This window comes from Luteimonas sp. BLCC-B24, assembly GCF_028550595.1.
Classification (GTDB): Bacteria; Pseudomonadota; Gammaproteobacteria; order Xanthomonadales; family Xanthomonadaceae; genus Luteimonas.
This window is the reverse complement of the sequence record NZ_JAQQGN010000002.1, coordinates 237860-257298: the sequence shown is the minus strand read 5'-3', so window position 1 is coordinate 257298 and position 19439 is coordinate 237860. Positions and strand designations below refer to the sequence as shown.

19 protein-coding genes and 1 riboswitch are annotated in these 19439 nt (G+C 69.7%); of the genes, 12 read left to right on the top strand and 7 right to left on the bottom strand.

Annotation, left to right across the window (positions count from 1 at the left end):
* Nucleotides 1–70: 70 nt before the first annotated feature.
* Genes PQS31_RS05455 through PQS31_RS05445 form a run of 3 tightly spaced genes read left to right on the top strand, consistent with a single transcriptional unit; the run spans nucleotide 71 to nucleotide 1988 of the window.
* The gene (locus PQS31_RS05455; RefSeq protein WP_272761653.1) at nucleotides 71–841 is read left to right on the top strand and encodes a YceI family protein; all 771 of its coding nucleotides are present in this window, start codon (nucleotides 71–73) and stop codon (nucleotides 839–841) included.
* Nucleotides 838–1428: a cytochrome b gene (locus PQS31_RS05450; RefSeq protein WP_272761652.1), complete on the top strand. Its 591-nt coding sequence runs from the start codon at nucleotides 838–840 to the stop codon at nucleotides 1426–1428. Before PQS31_RS05455 ends, PQS31_RS05450 begins: the two co-directional genes overlap by 4 nt.
* 2 nt (nucleotides 1429–1430) lie before the next feature.
* On the top strand, nucleotides 1431–1988 hold the full coding sequence (locus PQS31_RS05445) for a YceI family protein (protein ID WP_272761651.1): 558 nt from the start codon (nucleotides 1431–1433) through the stop codon (nucleotides 1986–1988).
* Here the strand turns inward: PQS31_RS05445 and PQS31_RS05440 are convergent.
* Nucleotides 1954–2241 carry a glutaredoxin family protein gene (locus tag PQS31_RS05440; RefSeq protein WP_272761650.1) on the bottom strand — a complete coding sequence of 96 codons (288 nt, stop codon included), beginning with the start codon at nucleotides 2239–2241 and terminating at the stop codon, nucleotides 1954–1956. The genes PQS31_RS05445 and PQS31_RS05440 overlap by 35 nt on opposite strands.
* 49 nt (nucleotides 2242–2290) lie before the next feature.
* On the opposite strand from PQS31_RS05440, the gene PQS31_RS05435 reads away from it, so the two are divergent.
* A complete protein-coding gene (locus tag PQS31_RS05435; protein WP_272761649.1) occupies nucleotides 2291–3673 on the top strand; it encodes an L-serine ammonia-lyase in 1383 nt (460 codons plus the stop codon).
* A gap of 7 nt (nucleotides 3674–3680) precedes the next feature.
* Entirely contained in the window at nucleotides 3681–4061 is a 381-nt protein-coding gene (locus PQS31_RS05430; protein WP_272761648.1) for a DUF1622 domain-containing protein, read from the top strand.
* Nucleotides 4062–4076: 15 nt separating this feature from the next.
* Here the strand turns inward: PQS31_RS05430 and PQS31_RS05425 are convergent, their stop codons facing one another.
* The 3 genes from PQS31_RS05425 to PQS31_RS05415 are packed head-to-tail and all read right to left on the bottom strand — an operon-like array spanning nucleotide 4077 to nucleotide 7401.
* Entirely contained in the window at nucleotides 4077–5162 is a 1086-nt protein-coding gene (locus PQS31_RS05425; protein ID WP_272761647.1) for a homoserine dehydrogenase, read from the bottom strand.
* Nucleotides 5159–6406, bottom strand: a complete 1248-nt coding sequence (locus PQS31_RS05420; protein WP_272761646.1) for an O-succinylhomoserine (thiol)-lyase — start codon at nucleotides 6404–6406, stop codon at nucleotides 5159–5161. Before PQS31_RS05420 ends, PQS31_RS05425 begins: the two co-directional genes overlap by 4 nt.
* Nucleotides 6403–7401 carry a homoserine O-succinyltransferase gene (locus PQS31_RS05415; protein ID WP_336314340.1) on the bottom strand — a complete coding sequence of 333 codons (999 nt, stop codon included), beginning with the start codon at nucleotides 7399–7401 and terminating at the stop codon, nucleotides 6403–6405. The genes PQS31_RS05420 and PQS31_RS05415 overlap by 4 nt, the downstream gene beginning before the upstream one ends.
* A gap of 157 nt (nucleotides 7402–7558) precedes the next feature.
* Nucleotides 7559–7685, bottom strand: a riboswitch (SAM riboswitch).
* Between the two features lie 376 nt (nucleotides 7686–8061).
* On the opposite strand from PQS31_RS05415, the gene PQS31_RS05410 reads away from it, so the two are divergent.
* The gene (locus tag PQS31_RS05410; RefSeq protein ID WP_272761644.1) at nucleotides 8062–8940 is read left to right on the top strand and encodes a M23 family metallopeptidase; all 879 of its coding nucleotides are present in this window, start codon (nucleotides 8062–8064) and stop codon (nucleotides 8938–8940) included.
* Here the strand turns inward: PQS31_RS05410 and PQS31_RS05405 are convergent.
* On the bottom strand, nucleotides 8909–10285 hold the full coding sequence (locus tag PQS31_RS05405; RefSeq protein ID WP_272761643.1) for a hypothetical protein: 1377 nt from the start codon (nucleotides 10283–10285) through the stop codon (nucleotides 8909–8911). The two genes, PQS31_RS05410 and PQS31_RS05405, sit on opposite strands and share 32 nt — an antisense overlap.
* A 184-nt stretch (nucleotides 10286–10469) precedes the next feature.
* On the opposite strand from PQS31_RS05405, the gene PQS31_RS05400 reads away from it, so the two are divergent.
* The 4 genes from PQS31_RS05400 to PQS31_RS05385 all read left to right on the top strand — a co-directional run bounded on the left by PQS31_RS05400 (nucleotide 10470) and on the right by PQS31_RS05385 (nucleotide 15285).
* Entirely contained in the window at nucleotides 10470–12074 is a 1605-nt protein-coding gene (locus PQS31_RS05400; protein WP_272761642.1) for a peptide chain release factor 3, read from the top strand.
* A 56-nt stretch (nucleotides 12075–12130) separates the two neighbouring features.
* A complete protein-coding gene (locus PQS31_RS05395) occupies nucleotides 12131–12793 on the top strand; it encodes a hemolysin III family protein (RefSeq protein ID WP_272761641.1) in 663 nt (220 codons plus the stop codon).
* A gap of 44 nt (nucleotides 12794–12837) precedes the next feature.
* Nucleotides 12838–13242: a hypothetical protein gene (locus PQS31_RS05390; protein ID WP_272761640.1), complete on the top strand. Its 405-nt coding sequence runs from the start codon at nucleotides 12838–12840 to the stop codon at nucleotides 13240–13242.
* A gap of 66 nt (nucleotides 13243–13308) precedes the next feature.
* Nucleotides 13309–15285, top strand: coding sequence for an AsmA family protein (locus tag PQS31_RS05385; RefSeq protein WP_272761639.1), 1977 nt, complete (start codon nucleotides 13309–13311; stop codon nucleotides 15283–15285).
* A gap of 9 nt (nucleotides 15286–15294) precedes the next feature.
* Here the strand turns inward: PQS31_RS05385 and PQS31_RS05380 are convergent, their stop codons facing one another.
* Entirely contained in the window at nucleotides 15295–16290 is a 996-nt protein-coding gene (locus PQS31_RS05380) for a glycosyltransferase family 2 protein (RefSeq protein ID WP_272761638.1), read from the bottom strand.
* On the bottom strand, nucleotides 16287–17045 hold the full coding sequence (mtgA, locus tag PQS31_RS05375) for a monofunctional biosynthetic peptidoglycan transglycosylase (protein ID WP_272761637.1): 759 nt from the start codon (nucleotides 17043–17045) through the stop codon (nucleotides 16287–16289). Before mtgA ends, PQS31_RS05380 begins: the two co-directional genes overlap by 4 nt.
* A 62-nt stretch (nucleotides 17046–17107) precedes the next feature.
* On the opposite strand from mtgA, the gene PQS31_RS05370 reads away from it, so the two are divergent.
* Together PQS31_RS05370 and PQS31_RS05365 are read left to right on the top strand one after the other, a co-directional pair.
* Nucleotides 17108–18013, top strand: a complete 906-nt coding sequence (locus tag PQS31_RS05370) for an Hsp33 family molecular chaperone HslO (protein ID WP_336314326.1) — start codon at nucleotides 17108–17110, stop codon at nucleotides 18011–18013.
* A 120-nt stretch (nucleotides 18014–18133) separates the two neighbouring features.
* Nucleotides 18134–18982 (top strand): hypothetical protein, encoded by an 849-nt coding sequence (locus tag PQS31_RS05365; RefSeq protein ID WP_272761636.1) that lies wholly within the window; start codon nucleotides 18134–18136, stop codon nucleotides 18980–18982.
* Nucleotides 18983–19439: the final 457 nt, after the last annotated feature.

Below are 19439 nucleotides of genomic sequence, written 5' to 3'. Positions count from 1 at the left end.
GGCATCCTCGCAACGCAGCGTTGACACCGCAAGTTGCACGCGCGTCGCGCGACGTGCCTAGAATCGACGGATGCGACGCAGCCGACGCCCGGAAGTCCACTTCGTCCTCCTCGGACTCGTCCTGTCGGCCTGGGCCGGCCTGGCCATTGCGCAGCCTGCAGCGCCGTACCGCCTGGACCCGGTGCATACCCGCGTCGTGCTGGCGGTCGACCACGCGGGCTTTTCCAAGGCCATCGGTACGGTGTCGGGATCGACCGGCACCCTGTGGACCAACGGCGAGGACTGGACCGATGCGCGGGTCGATGTGTCGGTGCCGCTGGAGCGGCTGGATTTCGGGGATGCCGACTGGAACCGCGCCGTGGCCGCGCGCGGCCTGCTGGACACCGCACGTCATCCGGTGGCGCGCTTCGTGTCCACGCGGGTCGAGCCGCTCGACGCCGAGCGGGCGCGTGTCTACGGCACACTGACCCTGCGCGGCGTGACCCGTGAAGTGATCCTCGACGCCGTCCGCAATGCGTCGCGCCGCCATCCACTGCCGCCGTTCCGGCGCACGGTGGGGTTCTCCGCCACCGGCCTGCTGTCGCGTGCCGAATTCGGCGTCGATGCCTGGCGCTCGATGATCGGCGATGCGGTGGAGCTGCGCCTCGAAGTCGAAGCCACGCGCACGCGCAGCGGCGCCGACGACGCGGCGGATCCCGCGCCCGCGACCGGGGACGCGCGGGACGACGACGGCGCCGCGGGCGTCGAGCCGCCGGCGAATCCCGATCCGGAGAGGCCGGTCGCGCCTCCGCCTGCGGACGGGCCCCGCCCCGCGCCGTCGTCCGCGCCACCACGCCCGTGAGCCTGCGCAACCCGGTCGACCGCTGGGGCGGCATCAGCCAGTCGCTGCACTGGTTGGTGGTCGCGCTGATTCTCGCGACCGGCCTGATCGGCCTGCTGATGGACGACATGCGCGCCAGCCCGACCAAGGTGCAGGTCTATGCGCTGCACAAGTCGCTGGGTCTGACGATCCTCGCGCTGGCGACGCTGCGGCTGCTGTGGCGCCTGTACGCCGGTGCGCCGCAGGCGGTGCCGGGTACGCCGCGCTGGCAGGGCCGCGTCGCATCGGTCACCCACTGGCTGCTGTACGCGCTGCTGCTGGCGATTCCGCTCAGCGGCTGGGCGTTCAACTCCGCCGCCGGCTATCCGCTGCAGTGGTTCGGCCTGTTCAACCTGCCCGCTCTGGTGGGACGCGATGCCGGGCTGCGCGTCACCGCACGCGATCTGCACGAAGCGCTGTTCTGGGGGCTGGTCGCGGTGACCCTGCTGCACGCGGCCGCCGCGCTGTACCACCACGCGGTGCTGCGCGATGCCACGCTGGCGCGGATGCTGCCGCGCGGCTGGCTGCGCGTCGGCGCCCGGCCTTCTTCCGCCCGCTCCGAGGACTGATCATGCCCGCCTTCCGCCTGCTGCTCGCCGCCGCGCTCGCCGCCTCGCCCCTGCTGTCCGCCCACGCCGCCGACTACGTCCAGGCCCCGGGTTCGTCACTGGCCTTCGCCGGCAAGTACCAAGGCGAGACCTTCTCCGGCACCTTCCCCGGCTTCCGCACGACGGTGCGTTTCGATCCGGCCGATCTCGCCGGCAGCCGGCTCTCGGTGACGATCCCGCTCGCCACCGCGACCACGCAGAACCCGGATTACGACGGCGAGATGCGCGGCGCCGCGTTCTTCGACGCGGCCCGTTTCGCCCAGGCCACCTACACCGCCACCGGCGTCCGCGATCTCGGCAACGGGCAGTACGCCGCCGACGGCACGCTGGAGCTGCGCGGCGTGCGCAAGCCGGTCACCCTCACCTTCACCTGGACGCCGGGCGCCCGGCCGCTGCTGTCGGGCCGTGCCACCGTGCGTCGCCTCGACTTCGGCGTGGGCGGCGGCGAATGGGCCGATACCGGCACGATTCCGAACGAGATCGCGGTCAGCACCCGGGTCTATCTGCAGCCGTCGAACTGAGCGCCGCCGGCGCGACCGGGTGCCCGCGCCAGCGCCGCACGGTGCCGGCGTCGAACGGCCAGTCGAGGTCCCGATCGTGCCGGACATCGCGCAGAACCGGCACCCGGTGTCCGTAGCGGGCCTCGAGCGCGGCGTCCCCGTCGATGAACACGCTCTCGAAGTCCGGCACACCGGCCGCGGCGAGCACGTCGAGCGCCAGATCGCACAAATGGCAATCGTCGCGCTGGTACAGGATCAGGGTGGGAGCTGTCATGCCGCGTCGCGTCAGGCCCGGGTGCAGGCGCGGCCCGTAGAATAGCCCGATGGCAGTCAGCACCTTCGACCTCTACAAGATCGGCATCGGGCCGAGTTCCTCGCACACCGTCGGGCCGATGCGCGCGGGTGCGCGCTTCGTGCGTCGCTGGCTGGAGGTGCCCGGTCGTCTGCAGGACGTCGCCCGCGTCCGCGCCGAGGTCTTCGGCTCGCTGGCGCTGACCGGGCGCGGCCACGGCACCGACAAGGCGGTCATGATGGGGCTGGAAGGCCACATGCCGAACCGCATCGACCCGGACATCATTCCCGATGCGCTGGCACGCATCCGCGGCGCGCGGCGCATCCGTCTCGGCGGCACGCACGAGGTCGCGTTCGACGAGAAGTCGGACCTGGTGATGAACAAGCGGCAGAAGCTGCCCTTCCACACCAACGGCATGCGCTTCACCGCCTACGACGCCGACGGCGCGGTCATCGCCACGCGCGACTACTACTCCGTGGGGGGCGGCTTCGTCGTCAACCAGGACGAAGCGGCCGAAGACCGGATCGTCGCCGACACCACCGATGTGCCCCATCCGTTCGCCAGCGGTGACGAACTGATCGCCCGGGCCCAGGACAGCGGCCTCGGGATCGCCCGGTTGATGCTGGAGAACGAGAAGGTCTGGCGCAGCGAGGACGAGATCCGCGCCGGGCTGCGCGAGATCTGGCAGGCGATGCAGGCCTGCGTGGAGCGCGGCATCCGCGAGACGGGCACCCTGCCCGGCGGCCTGCACGTCACCCGGCGCGCGCCGGCGCTGTACCGCGAGCTGTCGTCCAAGCCCGAGGCGGCGATGCGCGACCCGCTGACGACGCTCGACTGGGTCAACCTCTATGCCCTCGCAGTGAACGAGGAGAACGCCGCCGGCGGCCGTGTGGTCACCGCGCCGACCAACGGCGCGGCCGGCATCCTGCCCGCCGTGCTGCACTACTACGATCGTTTCTGCCCCAATGCCACCGAGCAGGGCATCTTCGATTTCCTGCTCACCGCGGCCGCGGTCGGCATCCTCTACAAGGAAAACGCCAGCATCTCGGGCGCGGAGGTGGGCTGCCAGGGCGAAGTGGGTGTCGCCTGCTCGATGGCTGCTGCCGGCCTGACCGCCGCGCTCGGCGGCACGCCCAGCCAGATCGAGAACGCGGCCGAGATCGGCATGGAACACAACCTCGGCCTGACCTGCGACCCGATCGGTGGCCTGGTGCAGATTCCGTGCATCGAGCGCAACGCGATGGGCGCGGTGAAGGCGATCAACGCCTCGCGCATGGCCTTCCGCGGCGACGGCAAGCACAAGGTCAGCCTCGACAAGGTCATCAAGACCATGCGCGACACCGGCCGCGACATGCGCGACAAGTACAAGGAAACCTCGCGCGGCGGACTGGCCGTCAACGTCATCGAGTGCTGAGGCGGTGGTGACGCTCGGCGAGCCGCTGGTGTCGATGGTGGGGTGGAGCATCCAGGCGCTCGAAGCCCTGGGGGTGGCGGTGATCCTCGGCGGATTCGTCTTCGCCACGCTGCGCTGGCCGCTCGAGCTGCGCCGGCGCGGCGCGCATCGCGCCTATATCGCGTACCGCCGGCACAGCGTGCGCGGCCTGATCCTCGGGCTGGAGTTCCTGGTCGCGGCCGACATCATCCGGACCATCGTCGTCGAGTACAGCCTCGACAACCTGGTGATGCTCGGACTCATGGTGCTGATCCGCAGCTTCCTGGTCTTCACGCTGCATCTGGAAATCGAAGGTCGCATGCCGTGGCAGCCGCGCCGGGGCGCGCCCCGCCGGTCCGGAGCGGACTGACACGGCATCGCGCCGTCACAGCGAGGCGATCGCCAGCACGTCGTCGAGCAGCGCCGCGGCGGTGACACCGGCACCCGCCCCCGGCCCCTGGATCACCAGAGGCTGGACGTCGTACCGGTCGCTGCGGATCGCGACGCGGTTGTCGGTGCCGCTCCCGGCGCACAGCGGATGCGTGGCCGGCAACGCGCGCAGACCGACGTGCGCCCCGCCACCCGCGTCGAAGCGACCGACGAAGCACAGCCGCGCACCCGCCGCGACCGCCGCCGCGTGCCGCGCGGCGATCAACGGATCCAGCGCGACCAGCGCCGCGTCCACCTGGGCGGTGTCGAGCGTCGCCAGCGGCGCCGGGACCAGCGAATCCACCGCGACCTCGTGGGCCGGGACGGCAAAGCCGGCAGCGCGCGCCAGGATCAGCAGCTTGCGCCGGACATCCTCGCCGCTCAGGTCCACCCGCGGATCGGGTTCGGTATAACCGGCCGCCTGCGCCTCGCGCACCAGTGCGGAGAACGGCTGCCGGCCGTCGTAGCGCGCGAACAGCCAGGCCAGCGAGCCCGACAGCACGCCCTCGATCGAATGGATGCGGTCGCCGCCGTCGACCAGCGCGCGCAGGCTGCGCAGCAGCGGCAGGCCGGCGCCGACGGTCGCGCTGTCGCCATAACGGCTGCCGGTGTCGACGAGCGCGTCCGCGATCGCCTGGGCACGGCCGAGGTCGCCACCGGTGCCGAGCTTGTTCGCGGTGACCACGTGCACGCCGCGGGCCAGCCACTCGGGATGCCAGTCGGCGACGGTTTCGCTGGCGGTGGCGTCGACGACGATGTCGCCGGGCTGCGGACTTTCGCCCTCGGCCCAGGGGGGAAATCCGCCCGGAATCCGCGCCGCAGCGCGCGCGTCACGCAGGGCGGCCGCGAGGTCCGCGCCGCCGGCGACCTGGGTGCGCGAATTGCAGATCCAGGACACCGCCGGCAGTGTCGCGCCCTTGGATGCGAGCTGCGCATAGCGCGAGAGAAACGCGCTGCCGACGCCGCCGGTGCCCAGCAGGGCGAGCCGTGCGGGTCGCGGCACGGGCCGGCGCGCGCGCCGCAGCGGCACCACGGCGCTCATGCGTCCACCCCGGCACGGACACGATGGCCGACCGGTTCAGCGCAGACGCTTGCACGCTCGAGTGCGGCGAGCAGATCCGCGTGCAGGTCCTCCAGCGCCTCGATGCCGACCGACAGACGCAGCAGGCCGTCGGAAATGCCGGCAGCCGCGCGCGCGTCGGGCGACATCGCGGCGTGGGTCATCGTCGCCGGATGCGCGATCAGACTCTCCACCCCGCCGAGCGACTCGGCCAACGTGAACTGCTGCAGGCCGTCGACGACGGCGCGCACCACGTCCACGGCGTCGACGCCCGGCACGGCGGCGAGCTCGAACGACAGCATCGCCCCGAAGCCGGACTGCTGCCGCGCGGCGACGGCGTGGCCCGGATGCGAGCCGAGCCCGGGATAGCAGACCCGCGCCACGGCCGGATGCGCCTCCAGCAGCGCGACGATGCCGGCGGTGTTCTCCTGGTGCACGCGCAGCCGCGCATCCAGGGTGCGCAGGCCGCGCAGGGTGAGGAAGCTGTCGAACGGTGCACCGGTGATGCCCAGCGCATTCGCCCACCAGGCCAGTTGCGCCTGCAGATCGGCATGCTTGGCGATCACGGCACCGCCGACGACGTCGCTGTGGCCGTTGATGTACTTGGTGGTCGAGTGCAGCACGAGATCGGCGCCGAACTCGATCGGCCGCTGCAGCCCCGGCGACAGGAAAGTGTTGTCGACCACGGCCAGCGCACCCGCACGATGGGCGGCATCGATGACGAAACGCAGGTCGGTGATGCGCAGCAACGGATTGGACGGCGTTTCGATCAGCACCAGCTTCGGCGTACGCGCCAGGGCATCGGCCAGCGCGCGCGGATCGGTGAGATCGGCGGTCACCAGTTCGAAATGCCCCTTGCGGGCCAGCGCGTCGAACAGACGCCAGCTGCCGCCGTAGGCATCGTGGGGCACCACGAGGCGGTCGCCCGGTGCGAGCAGCGCGTTGAGCACCAGCGTGATGGCGGCCATGCCGGTCGAGGTGATCACACCGCCCGCGCCGCCTTCGAGTTCGGCCAGCGCCTCGGCCAGGAGATCGCGCGTGGGATTGCCGCTGCGGGTGTAGTCGTACTGCCGTTTCTGCCCGAAGCCGGCGAAGCTGAAGTTGCTCGACAGCACCGGCGACGGGGTCACGGCGCCGTAGGCGGGATCGCGGTCGATGCCGGCGCGCACGGCGCGGGTCGCGGGACGACACGGGGCGGCGGCGTGATCGGTGGATGCGGTGCTCATGCGGTGTCTCCGGACGGAATGGGGGCCTGCAGCGCGGCGGTCAGCAGCGTGTCGATGCGGTCGGTTTCCTTGAGGAAGGCGTCGTGGCCGTAAGGCGAGCGCAACACGCGCAGACGCCCGTACGCGCCCAGCCCTTCCAGCAATGCGACCGCGTCCGCCAGTGGCACCAGGCCGTCGCCTTCCACAGCCACGAGGGTCACCGGCACGCGGATCCGCGCCGGATCGACCCGGTGTAGATCGATCGATTCGGACAGGCGCAGCCACGCGGTGACCGGCGTACGCGCGACGTAGCGCGCACCCGCCGCGTCGAGATAGTCCTCGGCGGCCACGCGCACCCGGCCGTTGATCACCTCGGGCGCGGCATCGAAGCGCTCGGCGAATTCGTCGGGTGTGCGGTAGCTCAGCATCGCGAACTGGCGCGCCAGCGACAGACCCTGCGCGTCCGCGCATTGCAGTTGGCCCAACGCGACCGCGCGCCGCTGCAGGGCACGCCAGGCGGCGGCATAGGGATGCGCGCGGTGGGCGCCGCTGACCGCGACCAGCCGCCGCAGCCGCGCGCCGTGACGCGCAGCGAACTGCAGACCGACCAGCGCGCCGTAGGAGTAGCCGACAAAGGCGTGCAGGACGCCGATGCCCAGGGCATCGAGCACCGCGGCGACGGCGTCGGCCTGGTCGGCGGTGTCGATCGGCGCGTCCAGCGTGCCGTCGGCACCGAGGAAATCGATCGCCAGCAGCCGCACCCGCGCGGGATCGAGCGCACGCCCCGACCCGACGAGGTGTTCGGCCCAGCCGGCTTCGCCATGCGCGGCGTTCGAGGCGAGATGCCGGCTGGCGGAGATGCCGCCGGCGACGAAGACCAGCGGCGCACCCGCAGCGCCGCACAGCTCGTAACCGATCTCGACCTCGCGCGCGCCGGCATGTCGCATCGGCAGCACGACCTGCACCCGTCCGCGGACGACGGCATCCGCTGCGGACGCGGCCGCGCAGGCGGCGATCCCGGCCGGATCGGGAACGTACTCGGGGATGCGGGCGGCGGTGTCGACGAGGCTCATCAGGCGTTATCCGAAGCAGGACAAGGCCATCGCGCACCACGGGGAACCGGAAGCCGTCACGGGGACGGATGCATCGCACGCAGGATCGCATCGCGATGCACGACCATCTTCCGGTGGACACTCAGGTCCCCGCAGGACTTGGCACCGCGACGACGCCGCGCGGTGCGCAGCGCCATCAGGTTGCCCCGGCATCAAAGGGCCTGTCCCTCCGCCGGTCTCGATGGATGTCGCGCAGGTTGCCAGCCCCTCCCGCGCTTGTCAATCGCTTCATCCGCATCGAGCGATGGATTGCGCTCACCGTGCCGTCACTCGCCAGGACGGGCTCGGGTTCGCCGCAGGCATACTTCCGCAATGTCCAATCCGCGCCTGTTTCCCGCCCGCGTCGCAGCCGTCCACGGCGCCGCCGTCGCACCGCCCGCTCCTTCCGCAGGCCAGGTGCACGGGCGGCCGGCGTCATGGGCTCGCGTCGTTGCCCGGCGCTGCGGTCACAGGCATGTCCGTGCGCCGCGACGCGGGCCGTGCGCCGGCAACCCCGTTCGGACCCACGGAGCGGGCGCCCCGGGCGAGGCCGCGTGCCTGCCGCACCGCCGGGCGGGCTGAGCGATGCCGCGGCAGATCCGCGAGAACGCCCCGGCCCGTGCGGGCGCCTGCCGGCTGTTCGCGGTCGTCATGGCCGGCATTGCCATGGCGAGCGCCGCCTGGGCGCAGACGCCGCCCGCGGGCGACGCGCTGCCCGGCACGGCTGCAGCCGCGTCGGGCGTCACGCTGCATCCGCGCGCCGTGCCTGACGGCGTCGAGCTCTACGCACACAATGCGCTTGCGGGACCGGTGGATGTGCTGCTCACCACGGCCGGTCCGGCGCCGCGTCACGAGCCGCCGCTTCCGGTGCGGGCCACGATACCGGCCTACGGCCGCGTGCCGATCGCGCGTCTGGCCGACGGCGTCGCGGCGTCGGCGGTGCGGTTGCGGGTCGTGCCGGGAGCGCCCGACGCGCGAGCGCGCGACGTCGAATACCTCTACCCGCTGCGCGGTGCGCCGCTGCGGATCACCCAGGGCTTCGGGGGTGGCTTCAGCCACACCGACGACGAGAACCGCTACGCCGTCGATTTCGCCGCCGACGAAGGCACTCCCGTGCTCGCTGCACGCGATGGCGTCGTGCTGCAGTTCGAGGCCGGCATCGCCACCGTAGCGCCCGGCGACGCGACGGCCCACACCAACTTTGTTCGCGTGCTGCACGACGACGGCACCATGGCGCTGTATGCGCACCTGCAGCGCGGCGGCGTCATCGTCGCCGCGGGTGAGCGGGTGCGGCGTGGGCAGGTGATCGCGTTCTCCGGCAACACGGGCGCGAGCAGCGGCCCCCACCTGCATTTCGCCGTGCACGCCAACCGCGGGCTGCGCCTCGTGTCGCTGCCGTTCCGGATGTTCGGCCCCGGCGGCATCCTGCGTTTCAGCCTGCCGGAAGGTCAGGGTCTAGATTGAGGGCAAGCACACCGCGTTCGAACAGGCCGAACCTGTCCACGGCGCGGCGTTCTTCCGCATCCAGTCGATCGGGTGTACGTCCCACGATCGCGTCGATCAGCGCCAGAGCGTGCAGTTCAAGAACCTGGCTACCGTAATCGGAGCGTACCCGCTGCCTCGCGCGGTCAATGCCACGCACGAAGGGCGCGTAACCGATGCGCAGCGCATCGAACGCAGGCGTCTCGGGCGCGGGCCCATGGGCGCGTTCGATGGCACCGAGTAGACCCGACTCGAATGCACTCAGCGACCATGTCGCAGCGATCCGGGCGTGACCACTCGCGCAGGCGTCGCGCACAGACGCACCAACGTGCAGATCACGCACGATCGCATCTGCGACGCACTTGAACGCGCTGGGGTCGGTATTGCCCGCCGCATCGGGCGCCATCGCATCGGTTTCGATCACTTCTATCCCGTGCCCCGGTGGCAGCAGGAAACGATTGTTTCCCGCTCCGTTCGTGTAGACGGGGCACCCTGCAAATACCGACTCGAGCACGTAAAAGCCGAACGGCTCCGGAAACAAGTTGTAGGCCAAGCCGAAACGGCAGAGCCCGAAAAGCTGGAAGACTGCCCGTTGACGAAGGAGAGGGACGGGAATGAACAGCGCATCGCACGTCAGACCGGTCCCCGCCAGAACGCCGTCGATCGTCTGCCGATGGGACAGCGGTAGCGATTCCTCGGAGATGACGAGCATCGCGCGTTGCCCGGTGCTGCGAAGCGCGTCGTTCAGCCAGAAGAGCACGGCCACTGTCGCCATGAGGTCTTGCTTACTCGGCTGCAGGGCGTGGCCGAGGATGACCCCGGAATCGAGCGCGCGATGAACCGAATCCGGGACCCCCCCCCCGAGGGTAAACCCGGGATCGCCTTCCGGAGATGCGACGCACGGAACGGGCATTGCGATATCGGTGATCCGGCTGAATCCCTCCGGATCCAGAACCGTCTGCCGCTCCCAGTCCGGCAACCCGCACAGTGCGCGCAGCGAACGCGCCAGATAGGGTGAGTTTGCGACGTGCAGATCCACCGCGTCGTTTCCCAGCCAGGCACCGGGACCGTAGGCCAGGCCGTGGTACAGCACTAGATGGCGCTCTGCCCACTGGCGCGATGGTGTGCGCACCGCGATACCGGCGCCATCGTGGATCGCAAGGTCGACGCGCCCGGTCCGTTGATGGCGCAATCGCGCCGTCGCGAATGCGAGTGGCACCATCGCCTCTTGCGCGTGCGGCACAGAGACCGGTGCGACGGCGAAGTTCCGGACATCCCAGCCCCGCGCGCTCAAGATCGCGCCGATCCGGTCATTGACATAGCCCACGGACCCGTTGAAAGGCGGCCCACCCGTCTTCGACAGTTGGAGGGCCACCGCACGCGACGCATGCACCATTGTTCGCACCCGTTTCCGCTCGCTCCTCGATGTGCTGCCATCATACCGGCGGCCCCCGCGTATAATCCGGGCTTCCTCGCACCGAAGACCGCACGCCGCGCGCGCGGCCGCCCGCATGCCCGACGTCGCCACCGAAAGTTCCCGCCGCCGTACGTTCGCGATCATCTCGCATCCCGACGCCGGCAAGACCACGCTGACCGAAAAGCTGCTGCTGTTCGGCGGTGCGATCCAGATGGCCGGCTCGGTCAAGGGCCGCAAGGCCGCGCGGCATGCGACGTCCGACTGGATGGCGCTGGAAAAGGAGCGTGGCATCTCGGTGACCAGTTCGGTGATGCAGTTCCCCTACGAGGGCCGCATCGTCAATCTGCTCGACACGCCCGGCCATGCCGACTTCGGCGAAGACACCTATCGCGTGCTCACCGCGGTGGACTCGGCGCTGATGGTCATCGACGTCGCCAAGGGCGTCGAGGAACGCACGATCAAGCTGATGGAGGTCTGCCGGCTGCGCGATACGCCGATCATGACCTTCATCAACAAGCTCGACCGCGAGGGCAAGGACCCGGTCGAGCTGCTGGACGAAGTGGAGACGGTGCTCGGCATCCAGTGCGCGCCGGTGACCTGGCCGATCGGCATGGGCCAGCGCCTCAAGGGCGTGGTGCACCTGGTGACCGGCGAAGTGCATCTCTACGAGCCCGGCCGCAACTTCACCCGCCAGGACTCGACCATTTTCCCGTCGATCGACGCGCCGGGCCTGGCCGAGAAGATCGGCGAGCAGATGCTGGCCGACCTGCGTGACGAACTGGAACTGGTGCAGGGCGCCAGCCATCCCTTCGATCTCGATGCCTACCGTGCCGGCGCCCAGACGCCGGTGTTCTTCGGCTCGGGTGTCAACAACTTCGGCGTGCAGCCGCTGCTCGACTTCTTCGTCGAACACGCGCCGCCGCCGCAGCCGCGCGAGACGACCACGCGTGAAGTCGCCCCGCAGGAAGACAAGCTCACCGGCTTCGTGTTCAAGATCCAGGCGAACATGGACCCGATGCACCGCGACCGCGTGGCGTTCATGCGCGTGTGCTCCGGCCGCTTCGAGGCGGGCATGAAGGCCTTCCATCCGCGCACCGGCAAGCCGCTGAAGCTCGCGAATGCGCTGACCTTCATGGCCAGCGATCGCGAGCTCGCGGCCGAGGCGTATCCGGGCGACGTCATCGGCATCCACAACCACGGCACGATCTCGATCGGCGACACCTTCACCGAAGGCGAGAACATCGCCTTCACCGGCATTCCCAACTTCGCCCCGGAGCTGTTCCGCCGCGCCCGCCTGCGCGATCCGCTCAAGCTCAAGCAGTTGCAGAAGGGCCTGGCCCAGCTCTCGGAAGAAGGGGCCACCCAGTTCTTCAAGCCGCTGATGAGCAACGACCTGATCCTCGGCGCGGTCGGCGTGCTGCAGTTCGACGTGGTGGCCTACCGGCTGAAGGACGAATACGGCGTGGATGCGAGCTTCGAGCCGGTGCAGGTCAACACCGCGCGGTGGATCCGTTGCACCGATGCCAGGAAACTGGAGGAGTTCCGCGACAAGTACGCGATGCACCTCGCGCTCGATGCCGCGGACCAGCTCGTCTATCTCGCGCCCACCCGGGTGAACCTGCAGCTGGCCGAAGAGCGCGCGCCGGGCGTGGAATTCATGGCGACGCGTGAACATGCGCACGCGGTGCCGACAGGCTGAGGCGCGGCGTCGTCGACGTGTGGTGTAATCGGTTTCCCGTGTACCGCACCCGTTTGATGACGTCCGAAACCGCTCCCGCCGCATCGCTTCGACAACGTCGCGAAGAGTTCGCCAGCGCACTCACCCACGGCCTCGGCGCGACCGCCGCGCTCGCCGCCGGCTCCGTGCTGATCACGCTGGCGGCGCTCTACGGAAACGCGTGGCAGCTGGGCGCGGCGATCGTCTTCGGCGTGTCGCTGCTGTTGCTGTATCTGGCTTCGACGCTGTATCACGCGGTGAGCCATCCGGTGGCCAAGGGCCGGCTGAAGGTCTTCGACCACTGCGCGATCTACCTGCTGATCGCGGGCACCTATACGCCGTTCACGCTGATCGGGCTGCGCGGCACGCTCGGCTGGTGGCTGTTCGGCATCATCTGGACGCTGGCGCTGGCCGGCGTGGTGTTCAAGCTGTTCTACACCGGACGGTTCCGCGGTCTTTCGACGGCGATCTACGTCGCCATGGGCTGGCTGGTGGTGATCGCGATCGGTCCGGTCGCGGCCGCGCTCGATGCCTGGACGCTCGGCTGGATCATCGCCGGCGGCGTCTTCTACACGCTTGGCACGTTCTTCTACATGCGCGAGTCGATTCCCTACGCCCACGCGATCTGGCATCTGTTCTGCATCGCCGGCAGCGTGTGCCACTACGTCGCGGTGCTGGCCCAGGTGGTGCCGGCCCGCTGAGCTCCGCGCCGCATCACCCCGGCCCTCATCCACGGAGAATGTCCATGTCCGCCCCGGCCTGCATTCGCGCGCTTCCCCTCCTCGCCGGCCTGCTGCTGGCGGCATGCGGCGACGCCGCACCGCCGCCGCCCGCCCCGGTCGCGCCCAGCCCCCAGCGTGCGCCCGCGCCGCCGGTGGCCGACACCGAGACCGTCATCGCCCATTACGACTGCCCCACCGCGGGCGAGATCGACATCATCCGCGACGGCCGTTTCGCCCGTCTGCGCATGGTCGATGGGCGGACCGTGCACCTGGGCGCCATCCAGGGCAGCCGGCCGCCGGTGTGGTCCGAGGTCGGGCTGCGCTTCGTCGCCGACGGCGACTTCATCGAGCTGTCGCAGGATTCCGGACGCACGATCGCGTGTACCGCATCGGCCGACATGGCCGAGCGCGATACGCCGGAGGACTGAGCCCTTCGCCGCGTTCACCGCTGTTTGATCGAGGCGCGCCGATGGTGGGCGGCAAAGGAGCGCCCGATGTCCCAGACCCCGCCGCCGCCCGCTACCTGCACGGGGCATGTCCTCGCCCGGGGCCGCACCCTGTTCGCCGGCCGTCGGCTGCGGATCGCGCTGGCGCTGCTCGCCGTGGCCCTGATCATGCTGGTGCTGCTGTGGGACTGGAACTGGTTCAAGCGCCCGATCGAGCGCGTCGTCGAAGCCCGCACCGGACGCAGCTTCGTCATCGGCGGCGACCTCGATGTCGATCTCGGCCGCGTCACCACGGTGCGCGCCGACACGCTGCGCTTCGGCAATGCCGACTGGGCGGACGCGCCGGTGATGGCGGCCGCCGACCGTGTCGAACTCCAGGTCGAGGTGTGGCCGCTGCTGCTCCGGCGCCAGGTCCGTTTGCCGGAGATCCGGCTCACGCGTCCGGTACTGCTGCTGGAAACCGGTCCCGCCGGCAGCCCGGGCAACTGGGCACTCGATCTCGGCGACGGTGACGGCGCGCCGGCCCGGATCCGGCGGCTGTGGGTGGACGACGGGCGCCTGCGGTTCCTCGATACACCCGGCGACACCCTGATCGACATCCACGTCGCCAGCCGCGAACCGCGCGACGCGGACGCAGCCCCGCCGGTCGCGGTGGAGGGCGGCGGTCGCTGGGCGGGGAATCGCTTCACCGTGCAGGGCACGGCCGAATCGCCGCTGGCGCTGCAGGACACCGACAAGCCCTACCGCCTGGATCTGCGCGCCGGGGCCGGCACCACGCGTGCCCACGTCCGCGGCACACTGGTCGCGCCGCTGCAACTGCGCGATTTCGATCTGCAGTTCGCCCTGTCCGGACGCAACCTCGACGATCTGTATCCGCTGCTCGGCGTGGCGATGCCCGACACCCCGCCCTATGCCCTCGACGGCCGGCTCACGCGCGACGGTCGCACCTGGCGCTACGACGACTTCACCGGCACGGTGGGCCAGAGCGACCTGGCCGGGTCGGCAGCGTTCACCGTCGGCGGCGCGCGCCCGCGCCTGGAGGCCACGCTCACCTCGAAACGGTTGGATTTCGATGATCTGGCCGGCTTCATCGGCGGCACGCCGGACGCGGACGGCGATGCGCTCGACCCCGAACTCGTCGCCCGCGAGCGTGCGCTCGCCGCGAAGGGACGCCGGATTCCCGACACGCCGTACGAACTGGACAAGCTCCGCTCGATGGACGCCGACGTGCGCTTGCGCGCGCAGCGGATCAACGCACCCGGACTGCCGATCGACGACATGGACGCGCACCTGCTGCTCGATGACGGCGTACTGCGTCTTGCCCCGCTCGACTTCGGCGTGGCCGGCGGCCGCATCCGCTCGACGGTTCACATGGACGCACGCGACCGCACGATCCGCACCCGGCTGCAAGCGAGCGTGCGCCAGCTCGATCTGGGCGGCCTGTTCCCCGACAGCACACTGGCCGGCCAGGCGGTCGGCAAGATCGGCGGTGAATTCACTCTCGCCGGAAGCGGCAACTCCGTCGCCGCGATGCTCGGAAGCGCCGACGGCGACCTGGCCATCGGCATGGGCGCCGGCCGGATCAGCAACCTGCTGGTCGAGCTGGCCGGGCTGGACATCTACGAAGCCTTGAAATACCTGATCGGACGCGACCAGCAGATTCCGGTCCGGTGCGCATTCGCCGATTTCGGCGTCGAGGAGGGCCGCATGACCGCCCGCGCCCTCGCGTTCGATACCACCGACACGATCATCGTCGGCGAGGGCACGATCGATCTCGGCGAGGAGCAGTTCGACCTTCTGCTGCGCCCCCGCCCCAAGGATCGCAGCATCCTCGCCCTGCGCACCCCGCTGACGATCAGCGGCAGCTTCGCCTCGCCCAGCGTCCGCCCGGACATGGCCCGCCTCGGCCTGCGCGGCGCGATCGCCATCGCGCTCGGCTCCATCACGCCCCCGGCGGCCCTGCTCGCGACGCTGGAACTCGGCGGCGGTGAAGACAGCGGTTGCGGCGGGCGGTACGCGAAGTAGCGCCGCGCGTCAGGGGTCGCGCGGCATCGGGGATGCGCGGACGACAGCACCGGCCGCGCGCGTCTCCCGCACCAGGTACAGCGGGCGCTGCTTCGACTCCTCGTACAGCCGGCCCAGATATTCGCCGATCACACCCAGGGCTACCAGCTGCACGCTGCCGAGGAACAGGATCACCGCCATCATCGTCGGCCAGCCGGCGACCGGATCGCCGTACAGCATCGCCTTGCCGATCACCCAGAGCGCGAACACGAAGGCGGCGCACGCGGTCAGTAGACCGACGTAGGTCGCCAGACGCAGCGGCGCCGTCGAGAAGCTGGTCACGCCGTCGATCGCGAAGTTCCACAGGCGCCAGAACCCGAACTTGCTGCGGCCCGCGATCCGCGCGTGTCGCTCGTACGGAATCGCGATCCGGTTGAATCCGATCCAGCCGAACAGCCCCTTCATGAAACGATGCCGCTCGCGGATCTGCCGCAACGCATCGAGCGCACGTGGCGACAGCAGCCGGTAGTCGCCCGTGTCGGTGGGCACCGGCGTCTTGGCCAATCGCTGGATCACGCGGTAGAACGCATGCGCGGTCGCTTTCTTGGCCCAGCTCTCGCCGGCCCGGCTGATGCGCGTGCCGTGCACGTCGTCGTAACCGTCGCGCCAGTGCGCGACGAACCGGGGAATCAGTTCCGGCGGGTCCTGGCCATCGGCGTCGAGAATCATCGCCGCGCCCTCGGTCACCTGATCCAGGCCTGCGGTCAGCGCGATCTCCTTGCCGAAGTTGCGCGACAGGCGCAGCAACGCGACGCGGGGATCGGCCTCGGCGATCGATCGCAGCACCTCCCACGTGCCGTCTCCACTCCCGTCGTCGACGTAGAGCACGCGCGCATCGACACCCTCGCCGGCGAGCTGGTCCATCACCGCCGCCAGACGCGGCTGCAGCGCCGGCACCGCGCGCACCTCGTCGAAGGCCGCGATGACGATGGTCAGGCGGTCCGGCGGCGTTCCCGCGCGATTCACTTCAGCGCCTCGAGATAGGCATCGCCGCCGAGCTGCCGTACGTTGCGCTGGATCCACTGCGCTCGCCGCTGGACATAGGGTCCCGGGCGGGACGCGCTGTAGCGGCGCGGGCTCGGCAACACCGCCGCGAGTCGCGCGCTCTCGGACGCGGTGAGCTGGGCAGCATCCTTGCCGAAATGGCGCCGCGCCGCCGCCTGCGCGCCGTAGATGCCGTCGCCGAATTCGGCGACGTTGACGTAGACCTCGAGGATTCGCGACTTGGGCCACAGCCACTCGATCAGCAGCGTGTACCAGGCCTCCAGCCCCTTGCGTATCCAGCTGCGACCGCCCCACAGGAACAGATTCTTCGCGGTCTGCTGGCTGATCGTGCTCGCGCCGCGGGTCGAGCCGCCGCGCGCGTTGTGGGCACGTGCCTGCTCGATCGCCTCCAGATCGAAACCACGGTGGTGCGCGAAGTTCTGGTCCTCGGCTGCGATCACCGAGACCGCCAGTGACGGCGCGATGCAATCGAGATCACGCCACTGGTAGTACAGGGTGAACGCGTCGTCGCCGGCGGTCCATGCCTCGACCTGCCGGATCGCCATGAACACCGAGCCCGGCGGGTCGATGAAGCGGAACGCCACCACCTGCAGCACGGTGAACGCGACCACGATCACCGGCAGCCACAACAGCCGCCGCAGCCACCGCCTGCCTCGCCGCGCAGGCGCTTGCGCGCGCGCACTGGCGCCCCCATCGTGATCGTCTCGCTGCGTCATGGCGGCCACTCTATCGGGCGGCCCCGGTGCCGCCAATCATTTCCCGTTCCAGACGCACAGACATGACCGAACCCTTCGCACCCGACACCGATCGACTCACCCGTTTTCTGCTGCCGCACGCCGGTGTGCGCGGCGTACGCGTGCATCTCACGGACGCCTGGCAGCAGGTGCGCGCCAACGGCCCGTATCCGGCGGCGATCGAGGAAATGCTGGGCGAGGCCTGCGCTGCCGCGGCGCTGTTCACGGGGCATGCGAAAGTCGAAGGCCGGTTGTCGGTGCAGCTGCGCGCATCGGGCGCACTGCGCACGCTGTTCGCCGAGTGCACGGCAGCGGGCACGATCCGCGGCATCGCGCGTTTCGATCCCGATCGCGCTGCGTCGATGACCCGCGACCTGCGCGACCTCGGCGAGGGCGCCCTGCTGGCCCTGACGATTGAAAACCCGTCCAAGGGCCGCGAGCCGATGCGTTACCAGGGTCTCGTGAGCCTGGATTCCGAAGCACTGTCGGGCGCGTTCGAGGATTACTTCCGTCAGTCCGAACAGTTGCCGACGCGGGTGCTGCTCGCCGTCGACGGCGGTCACGCGGCCGGCCTGATGGTGCAGCGCCTGCCCGGTGACGAGGGCGATGCCGATGGCTGGAACCGCATCAGCACATTGTTTGACACCCTCTCCACGAGCGAACTGCTCCGATGGCCGGGCGAGACGCTGCTGACCCGCCTGTTCTCCGAAGACGAGCCGCAGTTGCTGGGCGAGCGCCCCCTGCAGTTCGGATGTTCCTGCTCGCGCGAACGGGTCGAAGCGATGATCGCGTCGCTGGGTCCGGACGAGGCGCGTGCAGCGGTCATCGACGGGGAGGCGCACGTGGTTTGCGAGTTCTGCGGCAGGGACTACCGGTTCAGTCCGGATGAGGTGGAACGCGTGCTGCGCGCATCGGACGAGGCCGTCGACGCACCGGCGCGGACGCAGTAGCGCAATGGCGACCAGAGGGAGCCCGGCCGAGCCCGGCGGGATTGTTAAATAAACATAAATGCCTTAGAGTTCCGACCGAAATTGGGGAACTTCCCGGCACAGGATCCGGTCACATCGGCCATGCGACATCCCGCCACGCGCCTACTGCTCACCTGCTCGCTCGCGCTTGCCGCGGCGGCGGGCGCGCATGCCCAGGATCGTCGCGCGCAGACCGTGCTTCCGGTCCTCGACACGTCCGGCAAGGTCGAGGCGTTTCTCGTGCTCGAGCCGGCGACCGCCAACCCGACGGCGGGCCGCTGGCGATTCGGCGACAACCAGTTCGATGCCGCATTCGGACTCGAAGCAGGACGTTCACTCGCCTTGTTGTGCAGTCCCGGCAGCAGCTTCAACGGCGCGGTCGCGAGCCTGGCCCGCAATTGCCAGCTCGCCTCCCTCGACGGCGCAGCAGGCGGAAGCCGTCGCGCCAGTGGCACGGCGTCCTTCAGCCGACCCGGTGGCAGCGTCGGCCTGAGCGTCGGCGAAGGTCGCGACACCCTGCCCGCCTGGATTACGCCGTCGCGTGCGTCGGGAAGCCAGGTCGACGTGAACGATCTGACTGTTTTCGCGCAGAAGAACATCGGCGATGACGCTTATGTCTCCCTTGCGGGTACGCTGGCCAAGGCGACGCTGATCCCCTCGGCGGCCGCGCCGGCCGATCTCAGCAGCCAGTGGAACATCCGGAGCCTGAGCGTCGGCGGTGGCATCGGCCGTTTCAGTGCCAACATCGTCGGCCAAGTGGTCGACACCCCCGGCCTCCCGAAGTGGGAAGGCCTTGGGCTGGGCGTCAGCTGGCGCACGCCCTGGAGCGGCCAGCTCACCGTCGGCGCCGACAACGTCGTGACCCGCGGACGCAACCCGTTCTCGAAGATGGCCGAAGCCACCGAGGACGAAGGTGCCGTGCCGTATATCCGGTACCAGCAGGATCTCTGAGGCAAAAGACGTCATCGTTTTCGAGATGACCGCTCTTCCATCAGGTCTCGACCGACCCGACATGAGGCGCGAATGAGTTCTCGAAGTGAGACGAGAACGGCATGACGCCTACGAAGCGGCTGTGGTCGTCGCCTGCGTAGTACGTCTCATACGGCAACTCGCACGGTCTGTTGTCCAAGGCACAACACCCTGCAGATAGCGCGCCTTTCGATCAGAGAATTCGGCGCCGCTTAGCTGCGCATACGTGCGCGTGCACCTCTACTGAGCCGAGGTCTGTGCGCTCCTGCCATCTCAAAACCCCCGAAAACTAAGCGCCCCGCTGGCGCCGATCGTTCTAATTTTGGAACCAGAGCGGAGAATCAATCGGTCATCACTCATTAAGGATACTTTAATTTCTGCGTCACATGACGTTAGGATCGGTGACGACTTTGCAGTAATTGGCGTCTTGATGTGCTGG